At 68.0% G+C, this 24,438-nt stretch carries 24 protein-coding genes; 12 read left to right on the top strand and 12 right to left on the bottom strand.

The window, feature by feature from the left end; translation table 11 throughout:
- Window positions 1-93: 93 nt before the first annotated feature.
- Entirely contained in the window at window positions 94-606 is a 513-nt protein-coding gene (locus tag A6745_RS26910) for a winged helix DNA-binding protein (RefSeq protein ID WP_066134451.1), read from the bottom strand.
- 129 nt (window positions 607-735) lie between these two features.
- On the opposite strand from A6745_RS26910, the gene A6745_RS26905 reads away from it, so the two are divergent.
- The 5 genes from A6745_RS26905 to A6745_RS26885 all read left to right on the top strand — a co-directional run bounded on the left by A6745_RS26905 (window position 736) and on the right by A6745_RS26885 (window position 5,445).
- On the top strand, window positions 736-1,668 hold the full coding sequence (locus tag A6745_RS26905) for a LysR family transcriptional regulator (RefSeq protein ID WP_066134449.1): 933 nt from the start codon (window positions 736-738) through the stop codon (window positions 1,666-1,668).
- 220 nt (window positions 1,669-1,888) lie between these two features.
- A complete protein-coding gene (locus tag A6745_RS26900; protein WP_331000063.1) occupies window positions 1,889-2,542 on the top strand; it encodes a hypothetical protein in 654 nt (217 codons plus the stop codon).
- A gap of 130 nt (window positions 2,543-2,672) precedes the next feature.
- Window positions 2,673-3,647 (top strand): TRAP transporter substrate-binding protein, encoded by a 975-nt coding sequence (locus A6745_RS26895; RefSeq protein ID WP_066134442.1) that lies wholly within the window; start codon window positions 2,673-2,675, stop codon window positions 3,645-3,647.
- Window positions 3,648-3,653: 6 nt separating this feature from the next.
- Window positions 3,654-4,154 carry a TRAP transporter small permease gene (locus A6745_RS26890; RefSeq protein ID WP_066134439.1) on the top strand — a complete coding sequence of 167 codons (501 nt, stop codon included), beginning with the start codon at window positions 3,654-3,656 and terminating at the stop codon, window positions 4,152-4,154.
- Entirely contained in the window at window positions 4,147-5,445 is a 1,299-nt protein-coding gene (locus A6745_RS26885; RefSeq protein WP_066134437.1) for a TRAP transporter large permease, read from the top strand. Before A6745_RS26890 ends, A6745_RS26885 begins: the two co-directional genes overlap by 8 nt.
- Before the next feature lie 67 nt (window positions 5,446-5,512).
- Here the strand turns inward: A6745_RS26885 and A6745_RS26880 are convergent, their stop codons facing one another.
- From A6745_RS26880 to A6745_RS26835, 10 genes are all read right to left on the bottom strand, one after another.
- The gene (locus A6745_RS26880) at window positions 5,513-6,301 is read right to left on the bottom strand and encodes a putative hydro-lyase (RefSeq protein WP_066134433.1); all 789 of its coding nucleotides are present in this window, start codon (window positions 6,299-6,301) and stop codon (window positions 5,513-5,515) included.
- Between the two features lie 79 nt (window positions 6,302-6,380).
- A complete protein-coding gene (locus tag A6745_RS26875) occupies window positions 6,381-7,733 on the bottom strand; it encodes an amidase (RefSeq protein WP_066134430.1) in 1,353 nt (450 codons plus the stop codon).
- Between the two features lie 77 nt (window positions 7,734-7,810).
- On the bottom strand, window positions 7,811-8,497 hold the full coding sequence (locus A6745_RS26870) for a DUF2848 domain-containing protein (protein ID WP_066134427.1): 687 nt from the start codon (window positions 8,495-8,497) through the stop codon (window positions 7,811-7,813).
- A gap of 70 nt (window positions 8,498-8,567) precedes the next feature.
- Window positions 8,568-9,851 carry a TRAP transporter large permease gene (locus A6745_RS26865; RefSeq protein ID WP_066134424.1) on the bottom strand — a complete coding sequence of 428 codons (1,284 nt, stop codon included), beginning with the start codon at window positions 9,849-9,851 and terminating at the stop codon, window positions 8,568-8,570.
- Window positions 9,848-10,468, bottom strand: a complete 621-nt coding sequence (locus A6745_RS26860; protein WP_066134423.1) for a TRAP transporter small permease subunit — start codon at window positions 10,466-10,468, stop codon at window positions 9,848-9,850. The genes A6745_RS26865 and A6745_RS26860 overlap by 4 nt, the downstream gene beginning before the upstream one ends.
- A gap of 110 nt (window positions 10,469-10,578) precedes the next feature.
- Window positions 10,579-11,625: a TRAP transporter substrate-binding protein gene (locus A6745_RS26855; protein ID WP_066134422.1), complete on the bottom strand. Its 1,047-nt coding sequence runs from the start codon at window positions 11,623-11,625 to the stop codon at window positions 10,579-10,581.
- Window positions 11,626-12,017: 392 nt separating this feature from the next.
- Window positions 12,018-12,935, bottom strand: coding sequence for a LysR family transcriptional regulator (locus A6745_RS26850; RefSeq protein ID WP_066134419.1), 918 nt, complete (start codon window positions 12,933-12,935; stop codon window positions 12,018-12,020).
- 77 nt (window positions 12,936-13,012) lie between these two features.
- Window positions 13,013-13,564 carry a helix-turn-helix domain-containing protein gene (locus A6745_RS26845; RefSeq protein ID WP_066134416.1) on the bottom strand — a complete coding sequence of 184 codons (552 nt, stop codon included), beginning with the start codon at window positions 13,562-13,564 and terminating at the stop codon, window positions 13,013-13,015.
- A gap of 142 nt (window positions 13,565-13,706) precedes the next feature.
- A complete protein-coding gene (gene pdxR / locus A6745_RS26840) occupies window positions 13,707-15,173 on the bottom strand; it encodes a MocR-like pyridoxine biosynthesis transcription factor PdxR (protein ID WP_066134898.1) in 1,467 nt (488 codons plus the stop codon).
- A 53-nt stretch (window positions 15,174-15,226) separates the two neighbouring features.
- Window positions 15,227-15,676, bottom strand: a complete 450-nt coding sequence (locus A6745_RS26835) for a hypothetical protein (RefSeq protein ID WP_156513564.1) — start codon at window positions 15,674-15,676, stop codon at window positions 15,227-15,229.
- A gap of 19 nt (window positions 15,677-15,695) precedes the next feature.
- Between A6745_RS26835 and A6745_RS26830 the strand changes: the two genes are divergently transcribed.
- From A6745_RS26830 to A6745_RS26815, 4 genes are all read left to right on the top strand, one after another.
- A complete protein-coding gene (locus A6745_RS26830) occupies window positions 15,696-17,660 on the top strand; it encodes a hypothetical protein (protein ID WP_066134408.1) in 1,965 nt (654 codons plus the stop codon).
- On the top strand, window positions 17,657-18,250 hold the full coding sequence (locus A6745_RS26825) for a phage tail protein (RefSeq protein ID WP_082853319.1): 594 nt from the start codon (window positions 17,657-17,659) through the stop codon (window positions 18,248-18,250). Before A6745_RS26830 ends, A6745_RS26825 begins: the two co-directional genes overlap by 4 nt.
- A gap of 68 nt (window positions 18,251-18,318) precedes the next feature.
- Entirely contained in the window at window positions 18,319-19,623 is a 1,305-nt protein-coding gene (locus tag A6745_RS26820; RefSeq protein ID WP_066134405.1) for a flavin monoamine oxidase family protein, read from the top strand.
- A 100-nt stretch (window positions 19,624-19,723) separates the two neighbouring features.
- Window positions 19,724-20,710 (top strand): chymotrypsin family serine protease, encoded by a 987-nt coding sequence (locus tag A6745_RS26815; RefSeq protein WP_066134404.1) that lies wholly within the window; start codon window positions 19,724-19,726, stop codon window positions 20,708-20,710.
- Window positions 20,711-20,786: 76 nt separating this feature from the next.
- On the opposite strand, the gene A6745_RS26810 is transcribed toward A6745_RS26815, so the two are convergent.
- Window positions 20,787-21,710: a DUF808 domain-containing protein gene (locus A6745_RS26810; protein WP_066134401.1), complete on the bottom strand. Its 924-nt coding sequence runs from the start codon at window positions 21,708-21,710 to the stop codon at window positions 20,787-20,789.
- A gap of 343 nt (window positions 21,711-22,053) precedes the next feature.
- Here A6745_RS26810 and A6745_RS26805 point away from each other — a divergent pair, with 343 nt between their 5' ends.
- The 3 genes from A6745_RS26805 to A6745_RS26795 all read left to right on the top strand — a co-directional run bounded on the left by A6745_RS26805 (window position 22,054) and on the right by A6745_RS26795 (window position 24,424).
- On the top strand, window positions 22,054-22,557 hold the full coding sequence (locus A6745_RS26805) for a hypothetical protein (RefSeq protein WP_156513563.1): 504 nt from the start codon (window positions 22,054-22,056) through the stop codon (window positions 22,555-22,557).
- Window positions 22,558-22,802: 245 nt separating this feature from the next.
- On the top strand, window positions 22,803-23,768 hold the full coding sequence (locus A6745_RS26800; protein ID WP_066134395.1) for a Bug family tripartite tricarboxylate transporter substrate binding protein: 966 nt from the start codon (window positions 22,803-22,805) through the stop codon (window positions 23,766-23,768).
- Between the two features lie 5 nt (window positions 23,769-23,773).
- Entirely contained in the window at window positions 23,774-24,424 is a 651-nt protein-coding gene (locus A6745_RS26795; protein ID WP_066134392.1) for a glutathione S-transferase family protein, read from the top strand.
- Window positions 24,425-24,438: the final 14 nt, after the last annotated feature.

Below are 24,438 nucleotides of genomic sequence, written 5' to 3'. Positions count from 1 at the left end.
CTTGAAAACGGCCAGGTGGCCGGACAGAAATCACGATGCGCCCCCGCCGCGCCATGGCGCGGCGGCGCGGTACGCACGGCAGTTGAGAAAAGCCTAAAGCGAGGTCGCCGCGCGCGCCGCCTGGTCGTACAGGCCCGACAGCGCTCGCAGCGTATGCGCCAGATGGCGCGAGAATTCCAGCCCGCCCGCCGGGCCCGTCTCCAGGCCGTCGATCAGGCACTGCTCGCGCACCTCGACATAGCGCTCGATGTGGCGGACGCCTTCGGGGGTGACGCTGTAGAACACTTCCTTGCCATTGCGCTCGCCGCGCACCACGCCCTGCCGTTCGAGCTTCTTGAGGGCATAGCTGACGATGTGCGTGTCCTCGACATTGAGCGTGAAGCAGATGTCGGCCAGCTTCTTGGCCCGCTGGCGGTGATGGACGTGGTGCAGCACCATGATGTCGGTGGCCGTCAGGTCCGGCAGGCCCGCGGCCGCCATGCAGCGCACCATCCAGCGGTCGAACGCATGGCTGGCGATCATCAGGCCGAACTCGACCTCGGACAGGTCCGGCGCGCGTGGACTGACCAGATGGGCGGACGACGCGATCAAGGGAACATTGGACATGACGGCAATGGCGAGTTTTTGTGGACGAAATACTAATAATTTATCTATATTTCATCAACAAAAACTCAGCCTGAAATGACGGGCGGCGCGCTAGGGCTTTCCCTAGGCCGCGCAGACAAGGGGTAAACCATGAACATACGTTTCCTCGAAACGTTCCTCTGGGCGGCGCGCCTGCGCAGCTTCAAGGCGGCAGCCGGCAAGCTCAACCTGACGCAGGCCGCCATCTCGGGCCGCATCGCCGCGCTGGAAAGCGATCTGGGCGAGCAATTGTTCGAGCGGGGCAGCCGCGATACGCGGCTGACCGCGGCGGGCCGCACGCTGCTGGACTATGCCCAGCACATGCTCGAAACCGACCAGTCGATGCGGCAGGCGCTGAAGGGGCCGCCCGTGCTGCGCGGCGTGGTCCGGCTGGGCGTGGTCGAATCCATCGTGCATACGTGGTTCACGCCATTCATCAGCAGGCTGTACGAGGCGCATCCCGAACTGGACGTCGAGATGACCGCGGCCTCGACACGGCGGCTGCAGGATCTTCTCAAGCAGGGCAACGTGGATGCCGCGCTGCAGACCGACCCCGTGGTGGCCGAGGACGTGCGCAACCGCGACCTCGGCACCCTGCGCATGGGCTGGATCTGCAGTCCCCGCCTGGGCGTGTCGAAACAGGCGCCAGCGGCCGAACTGGCGCGCCACCAGCTCATCACTTTCCCCCGCCACTCGCAGCCCCACCTGCAACTGCTGGACGTGCTGGCGCACGCGGGCGTGCGTCCGGGCCGCATTCATTTCGTCTCTTCCATCGCCGCCTCCACGCAGTTCATCGAGGCCGGATTGGGCATCGCCGCGCTGCCGGTGGCCGCCGTGCAGGCAGGCATCGACAGCGGGAAATACGTATGCGTGCAATCGCCCGACACGCTGCCCGACATGCGCCTGGTGGCCAGTTGGCGGCCCGATCCGGTGTCGGGCCTGGCCGAGGCCGTGGTGCGGCTGGCATTGGACGAAGCGCGCGGCTACGCGGCGCAGTGCGCCGATGCCGGGCCGCCCCTGGACAGCGGCGTGCTGGCCCTGTAGGCCTGCCCCAGGGGCTTCGGGGTTTTCCCCTGGCACTGCGTGGGCGAAGCCGCTTTCGAACCGCGGATTGCGAGGGGCGCCGGCAAGATAAGTTTTTCTTAATCCGCCGGACCACAATAAACCGTTTGAGCGCCGCGCCGCCGGCGGCCAGAATCACCGTCATCAGCCCTTCTTTCAAGGAACCTGCGTGACCGCACCGATCCGAACCGATCGCGGCGCCATGGGCGAACTGTTCATCTGGACAGACGTCGACCCGGCGCACGACACCGATTTCAACCGCTGGTACGACCGCGAACACATGGCGGAACGCGCGGCCATCCCGGGCTTCGCATGGTCGCGCCGCTACCGCGCGGCCTCCGGACCGCGCCCCTATCTCGCGCTGTACCGCACGGCGTCGCTCGGCGTATTCGAAAGCGCGGCCTACCAGCGGGCCTTCGGCCAGCAGACCGAATGGTCGTTGACGAACTTCGGCCGCATGCGCGACACGCTACGCCGCGTCATGGCGGTATCGCCGCTGGCCGGCGCGGGCATGGGCAGCGCGCTCGGCCTGCTGCCGCTGGGCAGTATCGATGCCGCGGGCAAGGCCGCGGCGCTGGCCGATGGCGCCCTGCGCATCGACGGCGTGCTGGCCTTGCGCGTGCTGACGCCGGATCCCGCGCTGTCCACCCCGCTGCCTTCGGAAGACCGCGCCACGCGCGTGCTGGAACCGGTGCTGCTGGTGGACGCGACGTCGCAGGCGGCCGCCGGCGAAGCGCTGCGCATGCTCGCGCAACGGCTGGACGTCGCGGCATCGCGGGCCTGCGTGTTCCAGCTGCTCTGGGACCTGCATGCGGACGAACTGCACCCTGCCGCGGCTGTCGCGCCACAGCCCTAGTGATTACCCGTAAACCCAGTGTCCATGCGGTTCCGCGCGGCATGCGCACCGTAGAATTGCTGGGCTTTCGCGGCCCAGGCTGCTCGTGGCCGCGATCCTGAATCCTTCACTGCTCATCAAGGAATTCCCCATGTACAAGCGAGTCTCCCTACTGGCCGGCGCCGCCGCGCTGGTGTTCGGCACGGCTGCCAGCGCGCAGACCAAATGGGACCTGCCCAGCGCCTATCCCGCCAACAACTTCCACGTGGAAAACCTGGCCACGTTCGTGAAGGATGTCGACGCGCTGTCGGGCGGCAAGCTCAAGATCACGCTGCACAGCAACGCCTCGCTGTACAAGGCGCCTGAAATCAAGCGTGCCGTGCAGGGCAACCAGGCCCAGGCCGGCGAGATCCTGCTGAGCAACTTCGCCAACGAAGATCCGGTGTACGAACTGGACGGCCTGCCTTTCCTGGCCTCGGGCTACAAGGCCGCGTACAAGCTGTACCAGGCCCAGAAGCCCTACCTCGAAAAGAAGCTGGAATCGCAGGGCATGATGCTGCTGTACGCCGTGGCCTGGCCGCCCCAGGGCATCTTCGCCAACAAGGACCTGCGCCAGATCAAGGACATGGCCGGCCTGAAGTGGCGCGCCTACAGCCCCGTCACCGCCAAGATCGCCGAACTGGTCAGCGCGCAGCCCGTCACCGTGCAGCAGGCGGAACTGTCGCAGGCCATGGCCACCGGCGTCATCGATTCGTACATGTCGTCGGGCTCCACGGGCTACGACACGAAGACCTTCGAGTACATCAAGAAGTTCTACGACACCCAGGCCTGGCTGCCCAAGAACGCCATCATCGTGAACAAGCGCGCCTACGATGCGCTGGACCCGGCCACGCAGGACGCCCTGAAAAAAGCCGCCGCGCAGGCCGAGGAACGCGGCTGGAAGTCTTCCGAAGAGAAGAACACCTGGTACCTCGAGCAGCTTTCGAAGAACGGCATGGAAATCGTCAAGCCCACGCCCGAACTGCGTGAAGGCCTGGGCGCCATCGGCAAGCGCATGCTCGACGACTGGCTGAAGAAGGCCGGCCCCGACGGCCAGGCGATGATCGACGCCTACCGCAAGCCGTAATCCACGATGCGCCGTTTTCTCGACAACCTGTACGGCGCGGCCGGCCTGCTGGCCGGCCTGTGCACCGTGGGCGTATTGATCTCGGTGCTGGCGGGCATCGCTTCCCGCCAGCTCGCGATCAACTTGCCCGGCACGGATGCCTACGCCGGATACTTCATGGCCGCCGCCGGCTTCCTGGCCCTGGCCAGCACGTTCAAGCACGGCGAGCACATCCGCGTCACGCTGCTGCTGAATTCGCTGGCGCCGGCCGGCAGCCGCCGCCTGGACATCTTCGCGCTGGCCGTGGCGACCCTGCTGGCCGCCGCCTTCGCGTACTACAGCGTCAAGCTCGCCCACGATTCCTGGCTGTACCACGACATTTCCACCGGCAACGACGCCACGCCGCTATGGATTCCCCAGATCACCATGGCCGTCGGCGCCTTCCTGTTCCTGGTCGCCATCGCCGATGAACTGGTCCGCCGCATGAAGGGCCAGGCCGCACCTACCGCGCAGCAAACCCATGAATGAAATCCTAGTCATCACCCTGCTGGTCGTCTCGATCTTCGCGCTGCTGGGCTGCGGAGTCTGGGTCGGCCTCACGCTGGCGGGCACCGCATGGATCGGCATGGAGATCTTCTCCAGCCGCCCGGCCGGCGACGCCATGGCCGTGACGATCTGGGGCGCCTCCTCCAGCTGGACGCTGACGGCCCTGCCGCTGTTCCTCTGGATGGGCGAAATCCTGTTCCGCACGCGGCTGTCCGAAGACCTGTTCAAGGGCCTGGCCCCCTGGCTCAACCGCCTGCCCGGCCGGCTGCTGCACACCAACGTCATCGGCTGCGCCATCTTCGCCGCCGTGTCCGGGTCGTCCGCCGCGACCTGCGCGACGGTCGGCAAGATGACCATCCCCGAACTGACGCGGCGCGGCTACCCGCAGGACAAGATCCTGGGCACGCTGTCGGGCGCGGGCACGCTGGGCCTGCTGATCCCGCCGTCGATCATCATGATCGTCTACGGGGTCGCCGCCGACGTCTCCATCTCCCGGCTCTTCATCGCCGGCATTCTGCCGGGCGCGCTGCTGGGCCTGTTCTTCATGGGCTACATCGCGGTATGGGCCCTGCGCAACCCCAAGGCCGTGCCCGAGGCCGACGCCGGCATGACGTTCGCGCAGAAGCTGCATCAGTCCCGCCATCTGATCCCGGTCGTGCTGCTGATCACCGCCGTGCTCGGCTCGATCTATACCGGCTTCGCCACCGCCACCGAAGCCGCCGCCGTCGGCGTGGTCGGCGCCCTGGTGCTGTCGGGCCTGCAACGCTCGCTGACCCGCGCCAGTTTCATGCAATCGCTGCTGGGCGCCACGCGGCTGTACTGCATGATCGCGCTCATCCTGGCCGGCGCGCAGTTCCTGACGCTGGCCATGGGCTACATCGGCCTGCCGCGCGCCCTGGCCGAGTGGATCGGCAGCCTGGGCCTGAGCCAGTTCGGACTGGTCATCGCGCTGATGGTGTTCTTCATGGTGCTGGGCTGCTTCCTCGATGGCATCTCGATCGTGGTGCTGACCATGGGCGTGCTGCTGCCCACGGTACAGGCGGCCGGCATCGACCTCATCTGGTTCGGCATCTTCATCGTGCTGGTGGTCGAGATGGCGCAGATCACGCCGCCCGTGGGGTTCAACCTGTTCGTGCTGTCCGGCATGACGGGCCGCGAACTGCCCTACATCGCGCGGGTGTCCATGCCCATGTTCTTCCTGATGATCCTGGCCGTGCTGCTGTTGTACTTCTTGCCCGGCATCGCCACCTGGCTGCCGAAGCAAATGATGTAGCGCGCATGGCGCGCGCTGCCCGCAACGCCCGTTGCCCGCGCATCGGGCGTTGTCTTTTCGGCAGCCGCTACAGCACCGCCATGCGGCTGTTCAGCAGATCGGTCACCAGCATGTGGCCCGGTGCATGGGTGATGCAGAACTCCGGCTTCACCGCCGCCACCACCGACTGCGGCGTCACGCCGCAAGCCCAGAACACAGGGAGCTCGCCGTCTCGGATCCGCACGGCATCGCCGTAGTCCGGGCGGTCGATGTCGGCGATGCCGATCAGCGCCGGATCGCCCAGGTGCACGGGCGCGCCGTGCACGGCCGGGAAGCGGGAGGTGACCTGCACCGCGCGGATGGCGTCCGCGGCCTTCAGCGGACGCATGGACACCACCAGCGGGCCATTGAACGGCCCCGCGGGGTTCGTCGGAATATTGGTGCGGTACATCGGCACGTTGCAGCCCTGCTCGATGTGACGCACGGGCAGGCCGTCCTGCAGCATCGCTTCCTCGAACGAGAACGAGCAGCCGATCAGGAACGACACCAGGTCGTCGCGCCACACGTCGCGCACGTCGGTCGGCTCGCTGACCAGTTCGCCATTGCGCCACACCCGGTAGCGCGGAATGTCGGTGCGGATGTCGATGTCATGGCCCAACGCCGGCAGGGCCGGGCTACCAGGCTCGGACATGGCCAGCAAGGGACACGGCTTGGGATTGCGTTGGCAGAAATGCAGGAAGTCCGCCGCCAGCGCGCGCGGCAGGATCGCCAGGTTGGCCTGCACGTGGCCGGGCGCCAGATTGGCGGTGGGGCCCGTCAGCGCGCCGCTGCGGGCGTCCAGCCGTGCCCGATGGGCGGAATCGACGCGTTGCGTCATGGGATACCTCTTGGTCTACAGATAAGTCGCAGACCGGCGGGCGCCTCGCGCAGCCCGCCAGGCGCCCGGCCAGCCGGTTTCAGTGCGTCGCCAGCAGGTCTTCCACGGCCATGCCGATGGACAGGATGCGGCGGTCGGCGCCGTTGGCGCCGGCGATCATCAAGCCGACGGGTGCGCTGCCCTCTTCCTGGCAAGGCACCGACAGGGCGCAGCCGTCCAGGAAGTTGATCAGCGTGGGATTGCGCAGGATCAGCAGATTGGTGCTGCCGTACAGCGCGTCGGACTCGACCAGCTCGGACAGCACCGGCGCCACCACCGGCACGGTGGGCAGCACCAGCGCGTCGTAGCCGGCGATACGGCGCCGCACCGAGGCGATCCAGGCCTGGCGCGCGGCCATCAACTCGATCCAGTCAGCGGCCGTGATCTCCTGGCCACGGCGGATGCGCGACACCACGCGGGGGTCGTACCGGTCCGCCGCGCGGCCGATCAGTTCGCGGTGCCAGGCCCAGGCCTCGGCGGCGGTGAAGCCGCCCTTGGCGTTGATCTGCGCCAACTGTGCGAACTCGGGCATCTCGATGTCGTCGACCTGCGCGCCCGCCGCCGACAGCTTGGCCAAGGTGGCGGAAAACGTCTTCGACACGTGCTCGTCCATGCCATCCAGCGCCAGCGTGGTCGGCACGGCGATGCGCAGGCCATGCAGCTCGGCCGGCTCGGGCATGGTGGGGTTGACGTCACCCGCCAGCACGGCATCGACCGCCGCGCAGCAGCGCACGGTCGGCGCCAGCGGGCCAATGGAGTCGAGCTGTGCCGACAGCGGCAGCACGCCCTCCATCGGCACGCGCTGCGCGCTGGGCTTGAAACCGGTCAGGCCGCACAGCGCGGCCGGAATGCGCACCGAGCCGCCCGTGTCCGAGCCGATGGCGGCGATGGCCATGCCGTCGGCCACCGACACGGCGGCGCCCGAGGACGAACCGCCGGGAATGCGGCCGGTGGCGCGGTCCCAAGGGTTGAGCGGCGTGCCGTAGTGCGGATTGATGCCCAGGCCCGAGTAAGCGAACTCGGTCATGTTGGTGCGGCCCGTCAGCACCGCGCCCGCGGCCAGCAGGCGCCGCACCACCACCGAATGGGCGGCGGCGGGCGCGGCGTCGCGCAGGGCCACGGAACCGGCCGGCGTGGCCTCGCCGGCCACGTCGAACAGGTCCTTGATGGAGATGGGCAGGCCATCGAGGACGGAGCGCGACAGGCCCGCCTCGCGCGTCAGGTCGGAAGCGCGGGCCAGCGCGCGTGCGCGTTCGGTGTAAAGCTTGGTATAGACGCGGGCGCCCTCGCCCGACGGGTCCGCCGCACGCGCGATGGCGGCTTCGGTCAGTTCCAGCGACGAGGTACGGCCCTGTTGCAGGGCCTGGGCTTGTTCATGCAGGGAGATGGACATGATGGAAGGCTGACGCCAGGCAAAGGTAGGAAGAGAAACGGCCGCCGAAGCGGCCGCCGCGATCGGGCGATCCCGGATCAGGCGATTTCGGGCAAGACCTCGACATCATAACGATGCCTGATCGTACGGCCCAGGCGCGGATCGTGCAGTTCCATGATGAAGGTGGTCGACGGGCGGATGCCGCCGATGGCGCCCACGGTGCCGCAGGTCATGCCGGTGCCGTCCGGCAGGGACTTGCCGCCCTGCGTGTAGCCTTCGATCAGTTCCAGCGGCGTGCGCAGCGAGGACAGCGGGCCCTCTTGATACAGCAATTCCACGCCGTTCTCGACGATGCGCGAACGCAGCACCAGTTCGTCCCAGTGGCCGGCCACGTCGGCATGGCGCCAGGCCTGGCGCGCCACCGGCTTGACGCACAGCTGCTTGGACAGCGCCACGCTGTGCGCCTCCAGCTTGCGGTCGGTGTGGTCCGACGCGATGCTGACGTGCAGTTCGCCGTCCAGCATGAACACGAAGGGCTCGACCTCGCCCGACGACTCGCCGCCCACGGCCTGCACGCGCTCGTCCTGCGTCACCTGGTTGAAGGCCACGCGGTAGTAAAGCGGCACGCTGCTGGGACGCGGCACGCCGATGGCGGCCAGCTCCTCGATGTGATGCTCGATGGCGGCGCGGTCGCGGCCGGCCCAGCCCGCCACCACCAGGTTGCGGATGTCCACTTCGGCGTGACGCGTCGTGCCGTTGCTCTCGATCTGGAATACGGTCTTCATGGGAATCAGGGTCCTACACAAGGGAATCTGTAATGGCCGGCCTCGCCCGGAAGCCGGCACGAGGAGGGAATCAGCTGAACACCCGCGGCAGCCACAGCGCCAGGTCGGGGAACAGCGCCAGCAGCAGCAGCATCACGAACATGGCGGCGACGAACGGCAGGCTGCCATTGATCACGGCGCCCATCGAGCCGCTCTTGCGCAGGCTCTGCACCACGAACAGGTTCAGGCCCACCGGCGGCGTGATCAGCGCGGCCTCCACCAGGATGATGATGAGAATGCCCAGCCAGATCGGGTCGTAGCCCAGGCCGATCATGATGGGCGCCACGATGGGGATGGTCGTGATCATCATGGACAGCGTCTCCATGAAGCAGCCCAGCACCAGGTAGAACACCACGATGATCAGCAGCATCCAGGCGGGCGACAGGCCCAGGCCGCGGATGGACTGCGTCAGCGCGTCCGTCAGGCCGGTGGCCGACATGACGAAGTTCAGGAAGCTGGCGGCGATCACGATCAGCATGATCATGGCGGTCGAGCGCATGGTGCCTTCCACCGCCTCGCGCAGCATTTTCAGCGACAGCCTGCCGAAGCACGCGGCCAGGATCAGCGCGCCCAGCACGCCCAGCGCGGCCGCCTCGGTGGGCGTGGCCAGGCCGGCGTAGATGGAACCCACCACCAGCAGGAAGATGCCCAATGGCGGCGCCAGGTGCACCAGGCTGGCCAGGCGTTCGCCCCACGAGGCCCGGATCTTCTGGCCGCCCCAAGACGGGCGCAGCACGCAGGCCCCGATCACCGTCAGCATGAACAGGCCGGCCATCAGGAAACCGGGGATGATGCCGGCCAGATACAGCTTGGGCACCGACGAGTTGGTCAGCACGCCGTAGATCACCAGGTTGATCGAAGGCGGGATCAGGATGCCCAGCGTGCCGCCGGCGGCCAGGCTGCCCAGGAACAGCGGCTCGTTGTAGCCGTACTTCCTGATCTGGGGAATGGACACCGTGCCCACCGTGGCGGCCGTGGCCACGCTGGAACCGGAGGTCGCCGAGAACAGCGTGGACGCGCCGATGTTGGCGTGCATCAGGCCGCCGGGCAACCAGGACAGCCACAGCGCCATGGCGCTGTACATCTTCTCGGCGAAGCCCGAACGCAGCAGCACCTCGCCCAGCAGGATGAACAGCGGAATGGCGACCAGCAGGAATTCGTTGTTGGTGCTCCAGGACAGCTCGCCGATGGCGCGCGTCAGCGGCAGCATCGAATACAGCGGATCCAGGATCAGGCCGAGCACGCCGAGCGCGGCGCCCACGGGGATGGAAATGCCGATCAGGACCAGCAGAAGGGTCAATGCGGTGGCGATCATGCGGCGTCTCCCTTGACCATGCGCTCGCCGGCGGCGGCTTCTTCTTCGGCTTCTTCCTTGGTCGAACGCACGCCGCAGATGGCCTTGACCAGCTCGACGTCGCCCGTGACCAGCGCGGCCGAGGCGCGCACCAGCATCAGCGCCACCGTGATGCACATCCAGGCCAGGCCCACCAGCCACAGCGCCTGCGGAATCCACAGCGGCGTGGCCAGCGGCGTATTGGCCGCGGATTTCTGCACCCACGAGGCCTCGACCACGTCGAAGGCATAGCGGGTCAGGACCACCATGAACACGCCCAATGCGACCAGCGCGATCCAGTCCACCAGCGCGGACAGGCGCACGGGCAGGTATTGATAGAGCACGTCCACGCGCACGTTGGCGCGCTGCAGCGTGGCGAAGGCCAGCGCCCACGAGGTGCTGATGGCGAAGGCGTAGCTGGAAAGCTCGTCGGCGCCACCGGTGGTGAAGCCGAACAACTTGCGCGCCAGCACTTCGAAGGAAATCAGCAGCACGCTGGCGAGGGTGAGCGCGCCGCCCGCCCAGACCGCCACGCGCGAGCACGTTTCCGCGCGGCGCAGCAAGGCGCCAAGCGCCTGGAAATGTTCGGTACGAGTCATGATGGAACCCTGTGGCCGGCAGGGCGCCGCGATGTCGCGCGGGCGCCCGTGCCGGCGTATTGCATGAGGCCGGAAGGCTCCGGCCGCTTACGCCAGCCCCTGGGGGCCGGTTACTTCTTGGCGACCAGGCCCAGCTGCTTGCCGATGGTGGCGTTGAAGTCGCTCACGCATTGGGCCGAGCAGCGGGCGGCCCACTTCGGCAGCACTTGCTCTTCGGTGACCTTCTTCAGCAGGGCGCGGTCGGCGTCCGACGGCTGCACCAGCGTCATCTTGCCCTTGACCGGGAACGGGCAGGCGGCGGCGCCGGTGTTGCAGTCGAAACCTTCCTGCGTCTGGCGCGCGGCGGCGTCCCAGATGTCGGACACGAGCTTGGTGATGTTGTCCTGCAGGAACGTGCGCACCTTGGGATCGAGCTTGTCCCAGGCCTTCTGGTTGACGGCGTGGATCTGCTGGTTCCAGTTGATGGGCAGCGCCACCAGGTGCGTCGACACTTCGTACCACTTGGCCGAGTAGCCCGACAGCGAGCCGGTGATGGCGCAGTCGACCACCTTGTTCTGCAAGGCCGGGACGACTTCGCCGAAGGCCATGGTCACGCTGGTGCCGCCCAACGCCTCGACGAACTCGGCCTGGGTGCGGCTGCTGGTGCGCACCTTCTTGCCCTTCATGTCGGCAAGGCTGCTGATGGGGGCGTTGCAGAACAGCACCTGGGCCGGATAGGTCGAGATGCCCAGCAGCTTCACGTTGGCGCCTTCGCCGTAGGTCTTGGAGTAGATGGGCGTGAAGGCCTCGGTCACCTGGCGCGCGGTCTTGATGTCCGGGGCCAGGCCGGCCAGGTCGATGGCTTCGTTGATGGGGTTGTCGCTGGCGAAGTACGACAGCGTGGCGGTGCCGAACTCGACCACGCCCTGCGACATCAGGCGCAGCAGTTCCGGCCCCTTCAGGCCCATTTCGTTGAAGCCCTTGATCTGGGCCGTCACCTGGCCCTTGGACAGTTCCGGAATGGTCTTGGTCCAGAACGGCACTTCGTAGTCCTGGTAGGCCGTCAGGTTGCTCAGGCCGCCCACCACCTTCAGTTCGGTCTTGGGCAGTTCCTGCGCGTGGGCGGTACCGGTCAGCGCGGCGGCGGCGATGGCGGCGTAGGCAAGCGACTTCATCATGGAGAGAGCTCCTGGCATGGGCGGGATTTCGTCGTGCGCCGGGCCCCGTCACCCTTGGCGGCACGCTTGGGAAAACGCCACGGGCAAGCGGCCGGGCAGCACGGCCCGCGCCGCGCATGCGTCCTTTCCCCGTGTGTGGTTATAAGTAAATCTCGATGTTGCGCATTGCAACGCAGGGGGCTGCGGAGCGTCCAATCGTTAGTTGGGATGAGGGGGTATAAATTTCTCTTAACCCTCGATTCAGCGGCCCTGCGAAAAACCGGAAAACCCAATCCCGACAAGGACTTGCGATCAATCGTCCGGCGCAGCCCGAGCGCGGAAGAACGCCTCGCCATGCCTGGCGGCAAGGGTAAGTCCCTATCGTTGCGCCACCGGAAAGCGTGGCGAGGCGCTCAGGTTCCGGACCGGGGCGAGCGTGCCCGTTCGTGCTCGGCCGCGATGCGCTGCGCCAGCCGGGCGATGGCCCGCGCGGCGTGGCTGTCGGGCCCTTCGACCCAGGTGGCCGTGAAGGCCAGGTCGGGCAACGGCTCGGCCTGCACGTGCAGCAGGCGCAGTTCCCCGCGGGCCAGTTCCTTGTCCAGGAACACCGGCGCGATGACGCTGGTGCCGATGCAGTCCATCGTCATCCGCACCACCATCGACAGCGAGGCGCTGCCATACATGCGCGGCGCGGCCACGCCAGCGCGCATCAGCATGTCCTGCACGGCGCGGTAGGGACTGCTGCTGGACGGATACGTGATGACCGGCAGTTGGCCGATGCGCTCCATCGTCAGGGGCTCGGGCCCCAGATCCAGCCGGGGGCTGGCCACCCAGGCCAGCGGATACGTGCACAGCGGCAGGTTCTCGACCCGCGCCTCGCGAACGGGTCCCATGAGGAACGCCAGATCGATCTGCCGCGCCAGCAGCTGCGCGCGCAGCACGTGGGTCGTGTCCACCTCGATCTGCAGCACCAGCGCGGGATATGCGGTATGCACGTGCTCGATCAAGGCGGGCAGCCAGGTCTGCACGATGGTCTCGGCCACGCCCATGCGCACCGTGCCGCTCATCACGTTCTGCTCGCGCGCCGCCTGCATCATGTCGGCGCGCATCTGCAGCATGCGTTCGGCGTGGGACAGCAGTTCCTGGCCCTTGCCGGTGAGCGTGACGCCGCGCGCATCGCGCTCGAACAGGCGCACGCCCAGATCGCCTTCCAGCGAAGCGATACGTTGCGAGATGGCGGGCTGGGTGGTGTTGAGCTTCTCCGAGGCCGCGCGGAAACTACCCAGGTTGGCCACCCAGAAGAAGGTCTCGATGTGACGCAGGTCTATCAATTGAGGGAGGATCCGGAAAAGGCTGACGGCATTGTAGGCCGAGGCATCCCGGCCCAACGGGGCTCGGCGCCCGTGGCTTACAGGGACAGCGGATCGCGGCTGGTCACCACGATCAGCGCGCGGCCCTCCTCGCGGCCCACGGACACCAGTTTGTGCGGCATCGACGAATTGAACTGCACGCAATCGCCCTCTTCCAGCACCTCCTTGCGCGAACCGATGGTCAGTTCCAGCTTGCCCGCCAGCACGTACAGCAGTTCCTCGCCATCGTGGTGGCTCAGCACGCGCTTCTTCGTGCGGCCGCCGTTGAACTGGCCGGGACGGATGACGAAGGCCCGCATCATGCGGTTGCCGTCGGCGCCCGCCACCAGCGACAGATACTCGCGGGCCTCTTCGGGATCGGCATCCCTGGCGCGGAAGAACGACGCCTGCGGCTCCTGCTCGGTCTTGCCGAACAGGCGGTCCACGTTCACGCCCAGCGCGTGCGACAGCTTGAAGGCGGTCTCGATGGAAGGCGTGGAGATGCCCCGCTCGACCTTGGACAGGTAGCTGCGGCTCAGGCCGCAGGCCTGGGCCAGTTGCTCCAGCGTCAGGCCTGCCTGGACACGCAGTAATTTCAGCTTCAATGCCACGTCATAACCCTTGGATGAATCTTCTTTTCCGGCCGCTGGCCGGCATGCCGCCTGCGTAACCGAGCGATTGTAGACATTGCGGCGGCCGCACTGGCGACAGACCCGGCGCTTTCTGCTGATCGAGCAGGCACGCCGGCCGCTTTCAGGCCGGCCGGGCGGGGCGCGCCAGCCACCGCACCGCCTGGGCCAACTGGCGCACGCCGGTTTCGATGCTGGCCGCATCCAGGCTGGCGTAGCCCAGGATCAGCCCGGCGCAGGGACGCCGGCCGGGATGCGCCGTATCCGCGTACAGCGGCGAGATGGGCCGCACGCCAACGCCCCGCGCCTTCGCCTGCTCGACCAGCGCGGGCTCGTCCGCACGGGCCACCTGCGCGAACCAGGCCACCACATGCAGGCCCGAGGCCGAGCCCTGCACCTCGACCCCGTCGCCGACGTGCCGCTGCAAGGCTTCCAACAGGGCCTGGCGGCGCTGCCCGTTCTCGCGGCGGCACCTGCGCACGTGGCGCTCGTACGAGCCATCCTCGATCAATGCCGCCAGCGCACGCTGCTCGACGCTGGGCGCATGGCGGTCGATCAGGCGCTTGGCCTCGCGGAATACGTGCACCAGCGCGGGAGGCAGCACCATGTAGCCCAGGCGCATCTGCGGAGACAGCGTCTTGGAGAACGTGCCCACGTAGATGACCCGGCCGGCGCCGTCCACCGATTGCAGGGCGTCCACGGGCCGCTGGCCATAGCGGAACTCGCCGTCGTAATCGTCCTCGATCACCCAGGCCCCTGCCCTGCCGGCCCAGTCCAGCAGCTCGCGGCGCCGGCCGATGGGCATCACGCCGCCCAGCGGAAACTGATGCGAGGGCGTGACGTACACCAGCCTGCCTTGCAGACCGGCCAAGGCTGGCGTGTTCAAGCCCTGCTCGTCCACCGGGCAGCCGTGGATGCGCGCGCCCACGGCTTCGAAGATGCGGCGCGCCATGATGTAGCAAGGCTCTTCGATCACCACGTCGTCGCCCGCATCCAGCAGCACCCGGGCGCACAGGTCCAGCGCCTGCTGCGAGCCATGCACGACCAGGATCTGCTCGGCCCGGCAGCGCATGCCTCGGGCGCGCAGCAGGTACCCCTGCAAGGCCTCGCGCAGGGCCAGTTCGCCCTCGGGTTCTTCGTAGTACAGGCGGGGCTGGCGCTGCACGATCACGCGGTTGTAGGCGCGGCGCCAGGCGAGCGTGGGAAAGTCGTCGAACGCGACGGCGCCGTACAGGAAGTCGATGGAACGCTTCGCGTGATCCCGCCGCGCGGAGTGTCCGGTGAACGCCGCCACCCGGTTGCCGAAGGCGGAAAGCGGGGCCGCCCGCGTGGGCGAGGCGGCCTCGCGCGCAGGGCGATTGCCGCGTTCCGCCCGCGCCGCCACGCCCGGGGCGACCCGCGCCCTGGTGCCGGCCGAGGTCTCCAGGTAGCCCTCGGCGGCGAGCTGCTCGTAAACGGCGGTGATCGTGGTCCGCGACACGCCCAGTTCTTCGGCCAGCCCCCGCGTGGACGGCAACTGCGTGCCCGCCGCCCTCTCGCCACGGACGATCTGGCTGCGCAAGGATTCGTAGAGGGTCCGGCTGGCGCGCATGGCGTGAAATCCCGGCAAGACTGGCCCTGAGGAAATATCCCAATTGGGATATTTCATTGTGCCACATGCATTGCATAGGGCGTCCCTTCGAAGGGAAAACGCCGCAGATGGCCGTCGACGCGCGCCTGGCTTCCCGTCGAGGCGGCAAGCGCCCGCGCGACCCGCTGGTGATTGTCACGGCAGCGCTCCGCCGGCATCGACTCGTAGGCGACCTCGCGGATGAGCGCATGGCGGAATGCATAAGAGACGCCGCCCAGCCGATGCCTCGCATGGAGGATTCCCGCCTCGATCAGGCGGCGCATGTGCTCCTCGAGCACCGTGGCGCCATGCGGGGACGCGGCGGCAAGCAGTGGCGCATCCACTTCGAGTCCGATCGTCGCGACGAGCTGCGCGGTATCACCCGCGCCATCGACGCGGCATAAAGACCGTTCCAGCATGTCGCGCAGACTGCCCGGCAGCGGATGATCCCCGGACGACGCGAGCCCCTCCAGGCTCGACGCCACGCCCACGCTGCCCGACGCCGTGGCGGCCGCGCCGCTGTCGGGCGGCGCCCCTGCGGCCACAACGCAGCCTCCCTTCCAAGAGCCGGCGCCGGCCGCCGCGCCGACCGCCCGGCAGGCCGTCACCGGGCAGTGGTCGCTGCTGGGCGTCGGCGAAGTCGAGGTCGCGCGCCAGACCCTGACCGGCTACGCGCCGGGAGAACTCGCCGAGATCGTGAACCTGATGCCCCGGCAGTGGCAGGAACGGCACGAGCGCAGCGTGCAGGCCAGCGAACGGCAGGCCAGCCGCGACGAGGAACACAGCCGCAGCGATGACCAGGCGAGCCACAGCGACGCGGCGAACGAGCTGGCGGACACGCTGAAGGAATCGATGTACACCGAAGGGCTCGTGCGCAACCTGAGCAACGTGACGCCGAGCTACGGCAATCTGAATCTGCTGCTGACCGGCTCGGCCGCCGAGGGCGCGGGCAAACTGAAGTTCGACAGCGACAACGTGGCGCGGCTCGTGCAGCGCATGTCCGAACAGGCGGCGCAGAAGGTTGCCGACCGCGTGAACGCGCAGCGGCGCGATGTGTGGCGCCAGTGGCGCGAGCGCCGCGAATCGCAGTGCATCGACAACCGCGGGGGCGAGCGCCTGGTCGGCGTCTACCGCTGGGTCGACAGGCTGCTGCGCGTATCCCTCAAGCCGCGTGGCCGGCATCTGGTGTTGGCCGTACAGTTGCAGTCGCCCGCCAGCGCCTGGATCGCCGAGGTGCTCGCCCAAGGGCCGTTACCGCTGGTGAAGCCCGCGCCGCTTGCCGCCTTCGGCACCGCCGACGGCCAGGGCTATGCGCTGGTCACGCCCACCAACTATCAGAGCTGGGGCGCCCAGTACGGCCTGACCGACCTGCCCGCGCCGCCCGCCCAGCAGATCGCGATCTCCGCGCAGATCACCCGCGTGACGATCGCCGACCGGTCGCTGCTGCGCGTCCCCGAGGGCTATGCAGTCGCTTCGGGCAGCGCGACGCTGGCCATGGCCAGCACCACGCATGGCCTGGTCGCCAGCGTCGGGGGCACCTCGCTCAACGGACCGGCCATCAGCGCGCCCGCCGGACTGTCCGTGACGGTGCCGGCGGGCTCCGCCACGAGCGTCAGCGACCCTGCGCTCGCGCCGCCTTCCGCGTCCGCTTCCTGGCTGAGCGCAACGTCCTTCACGGGCGCCGACGCGGTCATCGGCCTGACAGGCGCCATACCCATCACCGTCATGAGCGACGCCCCGCTGTTCGGGCTCAGTGTCGAACTGATCTGCCAGCGGGTGACGCTGACCGATCCCGCGACCAACAGCGTGGTGGATCCGTTGCTGGTCCAGTGGCAGATGCAGGTCTACAACCGGTTGCTGCACGCATGGCAGGACCAGTTGCGCGCGTATGACGCCGATGTGGCTGCCCGCATCTCGGCAGCCAGCGCGGCGCAGACGGCGGCGATCCAGCGCGGCGTGCTGCAAGCCCAATGCCTGGCGCTGCTGAGCGCCACCAGTGCGACGAACGATCCGCAGGCGCTGACCGGTTTTTTCGACTGGACCTGCATGAGCTGGCATTACGACTCGCCGTTGGCGGGAACCGGCCCGCGGCAGACCGATGCGCAGGCCGCCCCCGTCATGACCGAGCCCGCCTCGGCGCGCCTGTTCCGCCGCTTTCTCGACGCGGATCTCGCCTGGGTGCTGATTCCGCTGCGCGTCCAGACCCAGGACGCGGCGCTCTTCGCGCTGCAGTGGCAAGCGCGCTGGCCTGCCCCGCCGGTGCGGCGCGTCGATGGCGCCGCCGACGTGCCCGTCGCGCAATCGACGGTCATCGCCCTCGAGGAACAGCGCGGCGACGAGGCCACGCCCGGCGAGCCGCGCCACGCGTGGACGCTGCGCGTGCCCCTGCCCCTCATCTATCTGCAGCGCGGCGATGCACTGCCGCGATTCGGCTCGCACGCGCCGTCCGCATCCAGGGAGAAACCATGACACCCGCCTGGTTGGCTGGATCCAGCCTGGCCCTCTGCGGCCCGCCTGGCTGGCCGGTCGGCATCGTGATCCCCTATGCCGGCCCGCTGGCGGCCACCGACACGGGCGCCGCCATCGACATCGACCAGATCCGCGCCGGGCTGAGCCGCCATGGCTGGCTCTATTGCGACGGCAGTGCCTATTCAAAGCAGGCGTACTGGGAACTGTACGGCGTGATCGGCACCCGTTTCGGCAGCAACGGCGACACCTTCAATGTCCCCGACCTGCGCGGGCGCTTCGTGCGCGGCGTCGACGGCGGCGCGGGCAACGATCCCGATGCGGGCTCGCGCTCCGCGAAGCCGGACAGCGGCGCGACGGGCGACACGGTGGGTTCGTGGCAGGCCGATGCGTTCCAGGGCCACGAGCACTTCTACATCTCGACGATGGAGAGCCCGGAAACGGCCGAACCGCCCGGCGCTCCGGTGCTGGTCCCGAACCCCGAGCAGCCGACCACGGGCATCACGACCGACGACACGCACGGCACGCCACGCATCGCGTCCGAGACGCGCGCGGTCAACCTGGCGCTGAACTATCTGATCCGTTACCGCTGAACCGGCGGCCTGCCCGCGGGCCGCCGCCCGCGCCAGCACCGCTCCCTACCCCTGAAAGGAGTGTTCCCATGAAAGTTGCAATCGTTGGCGGCGGTGTCGCGGGCATCGCGGCCGCCTATACGCTGCTCCAGGACGAACGCGTGAGCGCCGTCCACCTGCTCGAGGCCACCGGCCGCTACGGGGGGCGGGCCTGCACCGACACCACGTCGATTCCCGGCTTTGCCTTCGACAAGGGGGCACAGTACATCCAGGACCCCACGCGCAATCCGCTGACCGGCATCGCCGAGCGACTGGGCTTCGAAACGGTCGAGGAAGATGCCGACTACCGGTTGCGTGTCGAGACCGAAGACGGCTGGCAGACGCTGCCGACCGGCGAGCCCGCGGTGCAGGAGGTCGTCGACGGCATCCAGTTGTCGTTCGATGCAAACAGCCGGCAACCCAACCTGATTGTCGCGGGCAAACCGCGCAGGACCGATGACGTGGAACTGTTCGGCCACGCGACCTCGCCTTATGGCCCGTTCACCGAATCGGCGGAGACCTGGCAGTACATCGCCGCGGATCGCGCGCGCGAAGCGCCAGGCGACGGCAAGCCCAACCTGTTCGTGAAGAAGGGCATCGGCAGCCTGGTCGCGGCATGGGGCCAGCAACTGCGGCCAACCTTCGGCAGTGCGTATTCCGAGCACTTCGGCGCGGTCGTGTCCAGGATCGTCCACGACGACGAACGGGTCACCCTCACGTACGGCGGCAACAGCCTGACCGTGGACGCCTGCATCATCACCGTGCCGGTGTCGGTGCTTGGCAATGACCGCATCGCCTTCGAGCCGGCGCTGCCGCAGGGGCACCGCGACGCGCTGAAAGTGCTGCGCCTGGGTTCGTACAAGAAGCTGGCGCTGCGCCTGCGCACATCGCCCGACGACATCGTGCCCGGCACCAACTATTACCTGGCCGAAGACAGTCCGCCAGGCGTCTGGCAATGCTACCGCCTGCCGCACGCGGACGACGTCCTGGTCGCGCATGCAGCGGGCAATTTCGCCGAGGCGCTCGATCAGTTCGCCGACAGCCGGGTGTTCGACATGTTCAAGGCCCGGGTGCAGACCGCATTCGACGGCGTGTTCTTCACGAACGGCCGGGCGATCACCAACTGGAGCCACGACCCCGCCGCGGGCGGGGCTTACTCGTACAGCGCCTTCATCGGGGGAGGCCCCGAAGACCCGATGGCATTACGGGCCCGCCGCGCGCTGGCTGCCCCCGTCAAGCGGCTTCGCTTTGCGGGCGAGGCCACCGACACGGCATGCTACGGCACGCTGCAGGCCGCCTATTTCTCGGGTGAGGAAGCCGCGCTGGACCTGCTGCGGGATGGCGGCGCGGCGTAAGCCCCGCCGCCCTCGATCCCCACGGCATCCGCCGCGCGCGGACCCGATCGCATCATCGGCGCGAGCCGGTGATGCGGCCATCTACCAAGGGAGCCATACAATGCCTCGCATCGCCAACGCAACGAACCATCCGGCGTTCAACGCCATCCTGCAGCGCGCCCATGAACGCATCACCAGCCTGATGACGGGCACGGGAGCACGCCTGCCGGTCACGCTTTGCCATATCGACGCCGAACGGGGCCAGGTCGCCGTCGGCATCGAGACGGCGGCAGCCCTTGCACACGTGCGCCGTCCTCTCGAAGCGCTGGCGGGCGGTGCGCCGCTGCGGCTTTTCCCTTGCCCGCCCGCCATGCGCCATGCCGGAAAGCAAGACCACAACCCGCCGCTGCGGGGCGGCCTGCAACTACGCAGCCCCGAGCAGAACAGCGTGGGCACGCTCTGTCTTGCCGCGACGCGCGGTGATCGAGCGGGATTCGTCACCTGCGGGCACGTGGCGGTTCGGGCCGACACCCGTCTCTATCAACCGCGGAATAGCAATGCGCACGACTGGCTCGCCGGGACCGTGGTGGCGGTCAGCGACTACCAGGACCGCGCCAGCAGCGACAGCGCATTCGTCGCCTCCGCGACCGACATCAGGAAACACGCAATCTGGAAATCGAGCAGCGCCGATTACACCGTCGATGGCATCTACGACTCGCCGGCCGCGGGCATTGCCGTCGCCATGCAGGGAGCGTCGACCAAGACGAAGTTGCGCGACGGCGTCATCTGCGCGAAGAATGTGACGGTCACGTTTGAAGACCGCGGGGTGCTGACCGGTCAACTCCTGGCAAATTACCTCAGCGCCGAGGGCGATAGCGGCGCCCCCGTGTTCCACGTGGCCGGCGAAACATCGGTGTTCCTGGTCGGACTGAACGTGGGCGTGACGGCGCCCGAGCATGCGGATCCCCGGCCGGACCCGCATGAATGGCCCCCGTGCAAGGGCTTCTATGCCGTGGTCAGCCCGTGGATGAACGTCGAACGCGATCTGGACCTCAGCCTGGGATTGCCGAGGATCACGCCCGCTGGCCAGGATGCGGGCGGGTGTTGACGGGAGCCCGCCGGGCGCAAGCGGCCAGACCGGCATGCCAACGGCGCCGTACGGGCGCCGGCATCGCCGCCAGCACTCACGCCCTGCCCGCCTCGCCCCGGCCGATCATCTTCTTGATCAACGTGACGGCGCCCACGATGACGCCACCGGCCACGATGCCGACGATCGCCCCGGCCAGGGTATTGACCAGCCCCTGCACCAGGCCATTCGACCCGCTGGCCGCCACCATCGCCTCGACGGCATGCGCCAGCGCGGGCACGCCGTGCACCAGGATCGAGCCGCCGACCATGAACATGGCGGCCGTGCCGACCACGGACAGTGTCCTCATCAGATAAGGCGCGGCCGAGACGATGCCCCGGCCCATGCCCTGGGCGAATGCCGATCTGCGCTGGCTGAGCGCCAGCCCCCAGTCGTCCAGCCGCACGATGCCGGCCACCAGGGCATACACCCCCACGGTCACCAGCAATGCCACGCCCGCCAGCGTCAACGCCTGCGTCATCAACGTCGCGCCCGCCACCGCGCCCAGCGCGATGGCGATGATTTCGGCGGACAGGATGAAGTCGGTGCGCACCGCGCCCTTGATCTTGGCCTTCTCGAAGGCCACCACGTCCACGTTCGGGTCCTGCAAGGCCCGCTTCCGCTCGGCGTGCTTGCCTTCACCGGCATGCAGCACCTTGTGCATCACCTTCTCGAAGCCTTCGTAGCACAGGAAAGCGCCGCCCAGCATCAGCAGCGGCGTCACCAGCCAGGGCGCGAAGGCGCTGATCAGCAAGGCGGCCGGCACCAGGATCACCTTGTTCAGCAGCGATCCCTTGGCCACCGCCCAGACCACCGCCAGTTCGCGATTGACGGGCACGCCCGTGACCTGCTGCGCGTTCAGCGCCAGGTCGTCGCCCAGCACGCCGGCCGACTTCTTCAGCGCGACCTTGCTCATCGCCGCCACGTCGTCCAGCAACATGGCGATGTCGTCGAACACCGCGAAAAAGCTACTGCCCGCCATTTTTAAGCCTATTGAAAGCCGAGAATGGCGGCAGTGTATCCGCGGGATGTGACGGACTCTGTAAGGGTGCGTATCGGGTGATCCGGGCCAGATACAACCGCGCGGTCATTCCCGGATATGCCCGATCGCCTTGGAGAACGGCGCCATGGACCAAGCTCGGGGAAAACAGATTCTCGCAGCCATGCCGGGCTTCGCGCCCGATCCGCGCGCGGCCGACACACATCGTCAAGTTCCGGCTGGGCCTGGCGTGCTAAGTTGGCCCCCGTTCGCGCCCTGCGCGCAGTGCGCGAACGACGCCCTCCATCTGTCCTTACTTATCATGCAAACGAACCCGGATCGTCTCTTGAAACACGCAGGGAAGACAGGGAAGGCCAGCCTGTCCGTGCTGGCGTTGGGCCTCGCCGTGGCCTGTTTCTCCACTGCCCCGGTCGCCGCGGACCAGGCATCCGCGGGCAATACGGTCTTGCAACCGGTTCAGAAAACCGAGATCAAGGACCAGACCGCCTACGAGCGCCTGCTGCACAACAGCGGCATCAGCCTGCAGTGGCTATGGACCGATACGCGCGGCCGGTTGAAGGCCGTGGACGACCACGACGTGATCCGCCTCGAAGGCGGCCAGAGGAATGCTGCCGGCCAGTTGGAACTCAAGGGCGAAGTGGTGTCGATCTCGGCCGACCGCTTCACCTTTCGCGGCACCATCCTGATCCTGGACGCCCCGGACGAGGGCCGCCGTTGCGAACGCACTGGCGATTACGAATTCCGTGCCACCGGCAAGCGCAAGTACTGGCGGCTGCAGCAGATGGAAGTGTGCGGCGGGCTGACCGATTACGTCGACATCTACTACTGAGCGTCGCCCCGCAAGACAGGGCAGCCGCCCAAGCCAATGATTGCATTGCCGCGCGCCGGGGAACATCAGCACGCGCGGCGTGAGCCGCCACGCCAGGCCCCGCTTGCCCTTGCACCGACCGCGGTCACTCGGACTGCTCCGGCCCGTTTCAGGGTTTCCCCGCTTTGATGACTCCTAGTGTTCTATAGGACACTTTGTGTCATAGAATGGCGACAGGCGCCGTTCAAGAACCCACAGGGGAAATCATGTTCAGGAAATCAGCAGCGGCATTCGGCGTGGCGGCGGCATTGGTGGCGACGGGCGCGCAGGCCGCGTTCCCGGAGAAACCGATCCGCCTGATCGTGCCTTTCGGCGCGGGCGGCATCACCGACATCGTGGCGCGCCACGTGGGCCAGGCCTGGTCGCAGTCATTGGGCGGCAACGTCATCGTCGAGAACCGTCCCGGCGCGGGGGGCGTGATCGCGGCGCAGGCCGGCGCCACCGCCGCGCCCGACGGCTACACCGTGTTCATGGGCACGGTGGGCACGCAGGTGGTCAATCCGCTGATCATGCCCAAGCCCGGCTACGATCCGCAGCGCGCCTTCCGCCCGATCGGCCTGGTGTCGGCGGCGCCCTACGTGCTGGCGGCGCGGTCCTCGCTGGGCGTCAAGACCTATGCGCAACTGGTGGACTATGCCCGCGCCAACCCCGGCAAACTGAACTTCGGATCGGCCGGCAATGCCAGTTCGCCTCACCTGGGGCTGGAACTGCTGAAGTTGCGCGAGTCGCTGGACATCCTGCACATCCCGTTCAAGAGCGGCGGCGAAGCCGTGAACGCCGCCGTGGGCGGCCAGGTGGACCTGGTGATGGACGCCGTGCCCGTGGTCATGCCGCACGTGCAAAGCGGCAAGCTCAATGCATTGATGCTGGCTTCGAGCACGCCGGTGCAAGGCGCCGAGCAGGTACCGACCACGCAGCAACTGGGCAAGCCCGACCTGAACATCGCCTCGTGGGCCGCCTTCTACGTGCCCGCCGGCACGCCGGATGCGGTGGTGGGCAAGCTGAATGAGGCCCTGAAGCAGGCCCTGTCTTCGCACGAACTGCGCAGCCGCGTCGCCGCGCAAGGCATCCAGCTGTATTCCGGCGAACTGGCCGAGCACGACGCCTTCCTGGCTGGCGAGCGCAAGCGCTGGGCCGAGATCGTCAAGCGCGCCAACATCACCCTGAACTGAACGCCATGGCCACCGACACCCCGCACCCCTTGAAAGGCCAGGACCTGCTGCTGGTCGACACGCTGCGCTCGGGCAATGCCTGGAAGATCCGCCTGGCCTGCGGCTGGATGGGCCTGGACGTGCGCCGCCGCTCGCTGGACATCCTGCAGGGCGACCTGGCGCAGCCCGAGTTCCTGCGCCTCAACCCCATCGGCCAGGTGCCCGTGCTGCAGACCGCGGACGGCGACTGGCTGGCCGAGTCCATCGCCATCCTCTGGTATCTGGGGCGCGGCACGCCCTGGCTGCCCGAGGACACGCGGACGCAGTCGCGCGTGCTGATGTGGCTGAGCTTCGAGCAGACCCAGCACATGCACGCCTACGCCCAGCCGCGCCTGCTGGTGCACCTGCGCCGCACCGCCCGGGTCGACGACCCGGCCATCGTGGCGTGGCGCGAGATCGGCTACCGCGCCGCGGCGGTCATGGAGCAGCATCTGGCCGCGCAGCCCTATTTCGCCGGCGGCGCGCCCACCATCGCCGACATCGCCCTGTATCCCTACACGGCCATGGCGGCACTGGGCGGCTACGACCTGTCCGGCTATCCCGCCATCCAGCAATGGCTGGGCCGCATGCGAAGCCTGCCGGGCTACGTGCCCTTGCAGGACGGCGATCCGGATTAACCTTTACCTTCAGG

Origin of the sequence: Bordetella ansorpii (assembly GCF_900078705.1) — a bacterium.
GTDB classification, from domain to species: domain Bacteria; phylum Pseudomonadota; class Gammaproteobacteria; order Burkholderiales; family Burkholderiaceae_B; genus Bordetella; species Bordetella ansorpii_A.
The sequence above is the reverse complement of the archived record's forward strand: the minus strand, read 5'-3'. Positions and strand labels throughout refer to the sequence as shown.